Here is a 6,018-nt window from a genome sequence, read left to right on the forward strand (position 1 = left end):
CGCGTATCACACGGCGTGTGCGCGCGGGACGGATGTCGACAAGCCGCGCAATCTGGCTAAGTCGGTGACGGTGGAATGAATATGGTCGCTTCGGCCAGCTTTTTTGCTCGCTCAACGATGGTGACGATCATCCATGGGACGATTCAGCGTCGCGCCTGTCGGAGATGACAAGGCGCGCCCAGCAGTTCTCCGATCGGGCTGCCGGCTCCGATGATTGCATCAATCCGACAGCCAGTTTCGCGCCGTAAATCCGGACCGCTTTCCCGATCTAACGATCCTCGCGAGCCTGGCTCCGAAGTGTCACCTCGAGTCTCACGGAGCGCTACTAAGTGTGGGCACTGACTCGCTTGCGACGTCGCAGGCGTTTTAGCTTGACCCGCGCGCGTTTTCGCAGGCGTGTTTCTTGATCTGCGCATCGCCGGTGCGGCCAAGGCCGTGTCATGCTTGCTCGTCGGCGCGTCGTGGAAGATGCATCCGGTCGAGGACCCGATCACTACCGCGTGTCACAGCGGCCTCGGCGGCCCAGGCGATCTCGAGATCTCGTCGCCGAACTGCATGGGGCTCATGCCTTTGGCTCAGATGTCGACACGCATCGGCAGCGCGGAGATGGTCGTGTCGCGAGGCTGATGATGAAGCGGTCCGATTGAGACTGAAGCGCGGCCCGTATTCGCGTCAACCGCGCGCCGCGCGCGCCTTGTGGCGCGTCTCCAGCAGCGTGATCGCGCGCTGAAGCACACGCTCCGCATTTGCCTTCAGGTCAATGAACCGGCAGCCGAGAACGGTTCGTTGTTCGCCGGTCGGCGTGACCGACTGCCGCAGCGCGACCACCTCCAGGTCGACCGGCACCGCGCCGAGTCCGCCTACCTGAAGCTTCACGTCGTTCCAGACGGTCCCCGCCGCGAGCCATTCGAAGCGTGCGTCCCGCGCACGCAGCGCCATGCCGCCGAGCGAGAGGTCCTGCAGTTCCAACCGGAAAGCGGCGCCCGTTCCGTCGACGCCGCTCGCGACGAACGGATCGAACATGGGCGTATCGACGCGATGGAAATCCCGGCGCTGCAGGTAATGAAGGAGCGCAGGAAACGGCACTTGGAATGCCGGACGCCCTTCGAACATCACCACCTCGGCACCGCCCGTCACGAAGTGCGTGCGAATGCCCGAGGGCTGGCTGCGGAACGTGAGTTCGCTTGTATCGACGAGGTCACGATTATCCCGCGCCGTGCGGCCGAAATCGAAGACAAGACGCGCGCGGCGCGCATCGACGTCGAGCAGTTGCGTGACGAACTGCCTGTCGCCAAACTCGACTGTCAGGAAATCGCCTCGAGCGAGCAAGCTCCGCAGACAAACAGCGATCTGCAGGGTATGCCGCTGTGCATAGCGGTCGTCGGTCTCCCACGCGTTCGCTTTCGTGGCGCTTGCACCGCTTAGAGTAGGTTCGGCAATCATCGTGATTTCGTTATTCTGCTGGACGGCATGCCGGCGTATCGTTCTCTTCTTTCATCTTATCAAATTGATAATAAAAAGGTAACGCGACGAGAATCACGGGCACGACGACCTTGACCTGAGAGGGCGAGTGGCGCCGCGGCTTGATCCGTCAATGATCCGACCGGCTTTGTCGATTCCGGCGGCGCGGCACCGGCAGAAAATGCAGCAGCACCTTGAGCGTGTAAATGACGATGACGGTTCCCGCAAGATCGCCCACGAACGTCACAAGGAATCTCGACGTGATGTTCTGCGCGTCGCCCTGAAGATAGAACCAGATGTTATGCAGCAACGAACCGGCGATCGCATACGCGACGGTGAGGATCACCAGTCTGCCCGCCGTCAGATTGAGAGCGATGCGTTAAGGCCGTAGGTCTCGCGCCCCTGGCGATAGACCGTGTAAGGCGCAGCCGTCGCGATGAAGCCGTCGATGAACGACCGCACTGGGCCATTGGGGAGGAAATAATAAAAGTTCAAGACCCAACTCGCGAGCAGCATTCCGAGGGCGCCGTCCGCGCCGAGCAGCAGCGTGCTGAGCAGCCGGATACCGGCCGGGAGGTAGACCCAATTCACCCTGCGAACGAACTGGGAGTGAACGAAGATTTTTTCATTGAGCCAGAGCGAACCGACAAAAACCACGCCGTCCCGACGATGGAGCAGACGCGAAGCAGACACGAAGACATTGGTGGGACGAGCCAGTAAGCGGTGAAGGTATTTTACCCCACCGCTCATCCTTCCCCGGCTTGACACGCTGGCAGGCGAGCAGCGAACGTTATCGCCGCGCCTTGCCAAGATCCGCCCTGGCGGCGTGTATGTCGGCTGGCGGAAGCTCGCCGACGCTCGCAGCGGGATCGAGTTGCGCGGCGATTCGCTCCAGCTCGGCGAGCAGCGAGCGCAGTCCCTCCTCATGGCGCTGCCCGACCGCCGGGGCATGCCGCAACTCCTCGATGCGCTCGCGCCAGTACGACACCGGCCATGCGGCGCTTCCATGCCAGTGGCGCGAACGGATCATCCTCGTCAGATGATCTATTTCCTGCTCGATGAAAGTCGGTGTGGTGTAAGTGAAATCGCGTCGTTGAATCACGCTCGTGCCCCGATAGCGGCTCGGCCAAGTGAAAGATCGATGTCTTCGTCAGGCCTTTGCTGTTGAACTATTGTAGCACTCACTTATCACAATGATAAATACTTGCGCCACCCTCATAGATCGAGTTTCGCCAATGCTATGATGGGCGCCGTCCTAATTCCGATTGCTCCTTCATGGCCAAAAAGCACGGTTTCGATGCTTACTTTCGCTTCCTGAATCTGGCTCAGGCTGTCCACGCTTTGCCCTCCGTGCCGAAGCTCGATGCCGCCGAGGAACGCTTGCTGGAAGCACTCACGGCGTCCTGGCATGCAGGTCACCCGCTTACGGTCACGGAAACGATGGCGCTTTCGGTGGCGGGCGCGCCGGCCACCGTGCATCGCAAACTGACGAACCTGAAGAGCCAGGGTCTTGTGTCCGTCGACGAGAGCAGCGACGATCTGCGCGTCAAGACGGTGGTGCCGACGCGAAAGGCGCTCGACTACTTCGAAAAGCTGTCGGCGTGTCTCGAAGAGGCCAAGAAGCGCTGAGCGTCGCGGGTCGGCATATCAGACCACCGGCGACGACGTTATAATTCGTCGCTTTCCCGCGCCATAGCGCAGTAAATTTTTCCACCAGGTCGTAATCCCATCGGAGAGCGGGGACGGTCAGCAGTGTCCGACAGCCTCCGTCGCAATCGCAGGCGTTGTGCTGCACCCAGTCTGCGATTGTCATGTCCTTCCCGCGTTTCGAGGTCGCATCCTGCCGTCGTGCTTCGACGGCCGCGCGTCGTGTCCGTCTCGTTTTCGTTGGCGCGTTCGGGGCTTGCGTCCTTCCATCGTCGAGCGCGTGGGCCGCTGAAAGCGATCCGGCCGCGCAACAGCTCACGCCGATCATCGTCAAGGCCGAAAGGCAGGCCGCCCCCAAGCAGCGCACGCCGATCGCCATGAGCGTCTATGGCGACGCCTTCATCGAAAGCACCGGCGTCAGCGATATCAAATCCCTCGCCACGATCGCGCCCGACCTCAACTATGCGCAGGTGCAGACCGTCGTGCCGGTGCTCACGATTCGCGGCATCTCGAGCCGCGACACGACCGAGATCGGCGATCCGTCGGTGGTCGTCGTGACGGACGGAAGCTCGAACAATCGGCCGTATGCGCTGAGCGGCACGCTCTACGATCTCGATCACATCTCCGTGCTGCGCGGTCCGCAAGGCACGCTGTACGGGCGCAACGCGGTGGGCGGCATCGTCGATATCGTGACGGCGAAGCCTTCGAGGGCATTCGAGGGCCGCGCATCGGTCGATGTCGGCAACTACGCCGCGCGCAATCTGGAAGCGATGGTGAACGTCCCTGTGAACGACGTGCTCCAGTTTCGCGTGGCAGCGATCTCGCGCGGGCATGACGGCTACGTGAACAACGCGCCGCAGGCCGACGGCGACGACGAGGACACGCGCTCGGGACGTCTGTCCGTCGCGCTCGAACCGGCTTCGCATCTGCGCATGCTGTTCACCGCGCAGCAGACGACATTGAAGGGCGTCGGGCCGGTTTCGCTCGACATTCCCTATCTCTACGACGCGAACGGCAATCTCTCGCACGACAAGCCGCCCTTCCCCGCCGATCCGCGCACCTTCACCTATGCGACCGCGCAATCGCAGAGCATCGAAGATACGGTCGCGCGCTGGAGCATCGCGTACGACTTCCCGGGCGTCGAACTCAGCTACACGGGCAGCTACGACAATCTCACCTGGCGTCATGCTGCGGACAGCAGCCCGAGCTTCGCCGATCCGGTTTCATATCGCCAGAACGAGTTTCCGAAGACGCAGACGCACGAAGTGCGCGTGAGCTCCCTGGGCGATGGAAGATGGTCGTGGCAGGCGGGCGTGTCGTACTTCCACGAGTCTTCGTCGCTGTACAGCGCGAACGAGTCGCCGTTCGATGGCGGCGTCTTTCTGCCCACGCTCGCGTTCGCCTACGGCATTCGCACGACATCGACGGCGGCGTATGGCCAGTCGTCGTACTGGGTGACGGACAGGATCAAGCTGACCGTCGGCATGCGCGTCACGCACGATGAAAAGAGCCGCGACGGCGAGTACTTCTTCACGAACTCGAGCGAGCCGCCATTCGACTATACGCACGTGCCGCAGAACGACTCGGGCTCGTGGTCGAAGCCGACCGTCCACCTCGCGGCCGAGTACGCGCCGACCTCGGCGTTGATGAACTACGTGCGCTACGACACCGGCTACAAGTCGGGCGGCTTCTCATCGTCGGGATCATATGCGCCGGAGACGTTGAGAGGCATCGAGATCGGCACAAAGTCGATGTGGAACGCGCAGCGCGTGCAGATCAACGCGAGCGTGTTCGACTACGACTACTCGGGCCAGCAGATCGCCCAGCTCGTGCCGTTCGCGGACGGGCGCGTGGGCACGAAGATCGTCAATGCTGGACGCACGCGCATCTACGGCGCGGATGCGGATATTCGCGCGCTGATCGATCCGGTCGGGCTCGTGACGTTGTCGGTGGCGTGGCTGCACGCGCGCTTCACCGATTTCGCCGTTGATGACGGCAGCGGCCAGAACGTGCAGCTGGCCGGCAACGCGCCGCCGCAAAGCCCAGCTTTCACCATCGGGTTCGGGCTCGAACATGCGTGGACCATGGACGCAGGAAAGATCATCGGCCGCGTGAACGCGAAGTTTCAGACGGGCCAGCACTTCACGTTCTACAACTATGGCGACGATTACCAGAAGCCGTATCTGACCGCTGACCTGTCGGCGACCTGGATGCCGAACCGCAAGAACGTGGAGCTGATGGCGTACGTGCGCAACGTGACCAACCAGCGGGTCTTTACGGCCGCGGAGGAATATACCTTCGACGACTCGTACCGCTACGCGTTTGCGGCGCCGCGTACGTTTGGCGTGAAGGCGACCTATTTCTGGTAAGCGGCAAGGCTCTGCTCGACCGAAGGTTGCCCGGGACGCGTCGCTCCTGCACCGTTCCTTCCGAAGTGACACGGCGCGATGCCGAAGCTTAAAAGGCTGTCTTCCGTGGAGAAGCTATTTTCGAACGAAGCACGCGTCGTCCATCCGGCAGGGCGAGGCCATGAACCGCTCGCCCGTCCCACGGACCAAATTGCTCAAAAAGACGCTGCCTGAATCGAGTAAGCGCCCCGAGCAGCGGCGTGCGGTTCACGTGCAGTCTGGTTTTGACCGGACCTCGGCCTTTGCGAACGTTCGGCGTTCAGCCGCCGTGCGGCCGCAGCTCGCCGCATCGCTGTCATTCGCGACTCGGCGGCGAGGAACGTCAGTTCCTCGACCGGCGAATGAGTCGTGACGGTAGAGTCGAGATGTGGCGCGGTAGCGGTAGGTTCGGTTTGTCTGTTGCCGCCCCTTTCGTCTGGCGGTGCCCGAGTAACCTCGCCTTAACCCCGTTTCCACACCCCGCTCATCGAACCGGACATGCAGATCTCCCGCATCCGGCTCT

At 62.2% G+C, this 6,018-nt stretch carries 7 protein-coding genes; 3 read left to right on the forward strand and 4 right to left on the reverse strand.

The window, feature by feature from the left end; all coding sequences use genetic code 11:
- Positions 1-435: 435 nt before the first annotated feature.
- Positions 436-627, forward strand: a complete 192-nt coding sequence (locus NCS02_RS35970) for a 2-hydroxycarboxylate transporter family protein (protein ID WP_350029944.1) — start codon at positions 436-438, stop codon at positions 625-627.
- Positions 628-672: 45 nt separating this feature from the next.
- On the opposite strand, the gene NCS02_RS35975 is transcribed toward NCS02_RS35970, so the two are convergent.
- The 4 genes from NCS02_RS35975 to NCS02_RS35990 all read right to left on the reverse strand — a co-directional run bounded on the left by NCS02_RS35975 (position 673) and on the right by NCS02_RS35990 (position 2,563).
- On the reverse strand, positions 673-1,443 hold the full coding sequence (locus NCS02_RS35975; protein ID WP_250508269.1) for a flagellar brake protein: 771 nt from the start codon (positions 1,441-1,443) through the stop codon (positions 673-675).
- 148 nt (positions 1,444-1,591) lie between these two features.
- Positions 1,592-1,807, reverse strand: coding sequence for a hypothetical protein (locus NCS02_RS35980; protein ID WP_250508268.1), 216 nt, complete (start codon positions 1,805-1,807; stop codon positions 1,592-1,594).
- A gap of 14 nt (positions 1,808-1,821) precedes the next feature.
- Positions 1,822-2,211 (reverse strand): hypothetical protein, encoded by a 390-nt coding sequence (locus tag NCS02_RS35985; RefSeq protein WP_250508267.1) that lies wholly within the window; start codon positions 2,209-2,211, stop codon positions 1,822-1,824.
- Between the two features lie 40 nt (positions 2,212-2,251).
- Positions 2,252-2,563 (reverse strand): hypothetical protein, encoded by a 312-nt coding sequence (locus NCS02_RS35990; protein ID WP_250508266.1) that lies wholly within the window; start codon positions 2,561-2,563, stop codon positions 2,252-2,254.
- A gap of 173 nt (positions 2,564-2,736) precedes the next feature.
- Between NCS02_RS35990 and NCS02_RS35995 the strand changes: the two genes are divergently transcribed.
- Both NCS02_RS35995 and NCS02_RS36000 read left to right on the forward strand, forming a co-directional pair.
- Positions 2,737-3,090, forward strand: a complete 354-nt coding sequence (locus NCS02_RS35995; protein ID WP_250508265.1) for a hypothetical protein — start codon at positions 2,737-2,739, stop codon at positions 3,088-3,090.
- Between the two features lie 182 nt (positions 3,091-3,272).
- Positions 3,273-5,477 carry a TonB-dependent receptor gene (locus tag NCS02_RS36000; RefSeq protein ID WP_250508264.1) on the forward strand — a complete coding sequence of 735 codons (2,205 nt, stop codon included), beginning with the start codon at positions 3,273-3,275 and terminating at the stop codon, positions 5,475-5,477.
- Positions 5,478-6,018: the final 541 nt, after the last annotated feature.

The organism is Caballeronia sp. NCF2 (assembly GCF_023631205.1).
Taxonomy (GTDB): Bacteria; Pseudomonadota; Gammaproteobacteria; order Burkholderiales; family Burkholderiaceae; genus Caballeronia; species Caballeronia zhejiangensis.

Excerpts from the sequence above, each read along its gene's own strand:
- NCS02_RS35975 (WP_250508269.1), bottom strand. The coding sequence starts at position 1,443 with ATGATTGCCGAACCTACTCTAAGCGGTGCAAGCGCCACGAAAGCGAAC.
- NCS02_RS35985 (WP_250508267.1), bottom strand. The coding sequence starts at position 2,211 with ATGAGCGGTGGGGTAAAATACCTTCACCGCTTACTGGCTCGTCCCACC.
- NCS02_RS35995 (WP_250508265.1), top strand. The coding sequence starts at position 2,737 with ATGGCCAAAAAGCACGGTTTCGATGCTTACTTTCGCTTCCTGAATCTG.
- NCS02_RS36000 (WP_250508264.1), top strand. The coding sequence starts at position 3,273 with ATGTCCTTCCCGCGTTTCGAGGTCGCATCCTGCCGTCGTGCTTCGACG.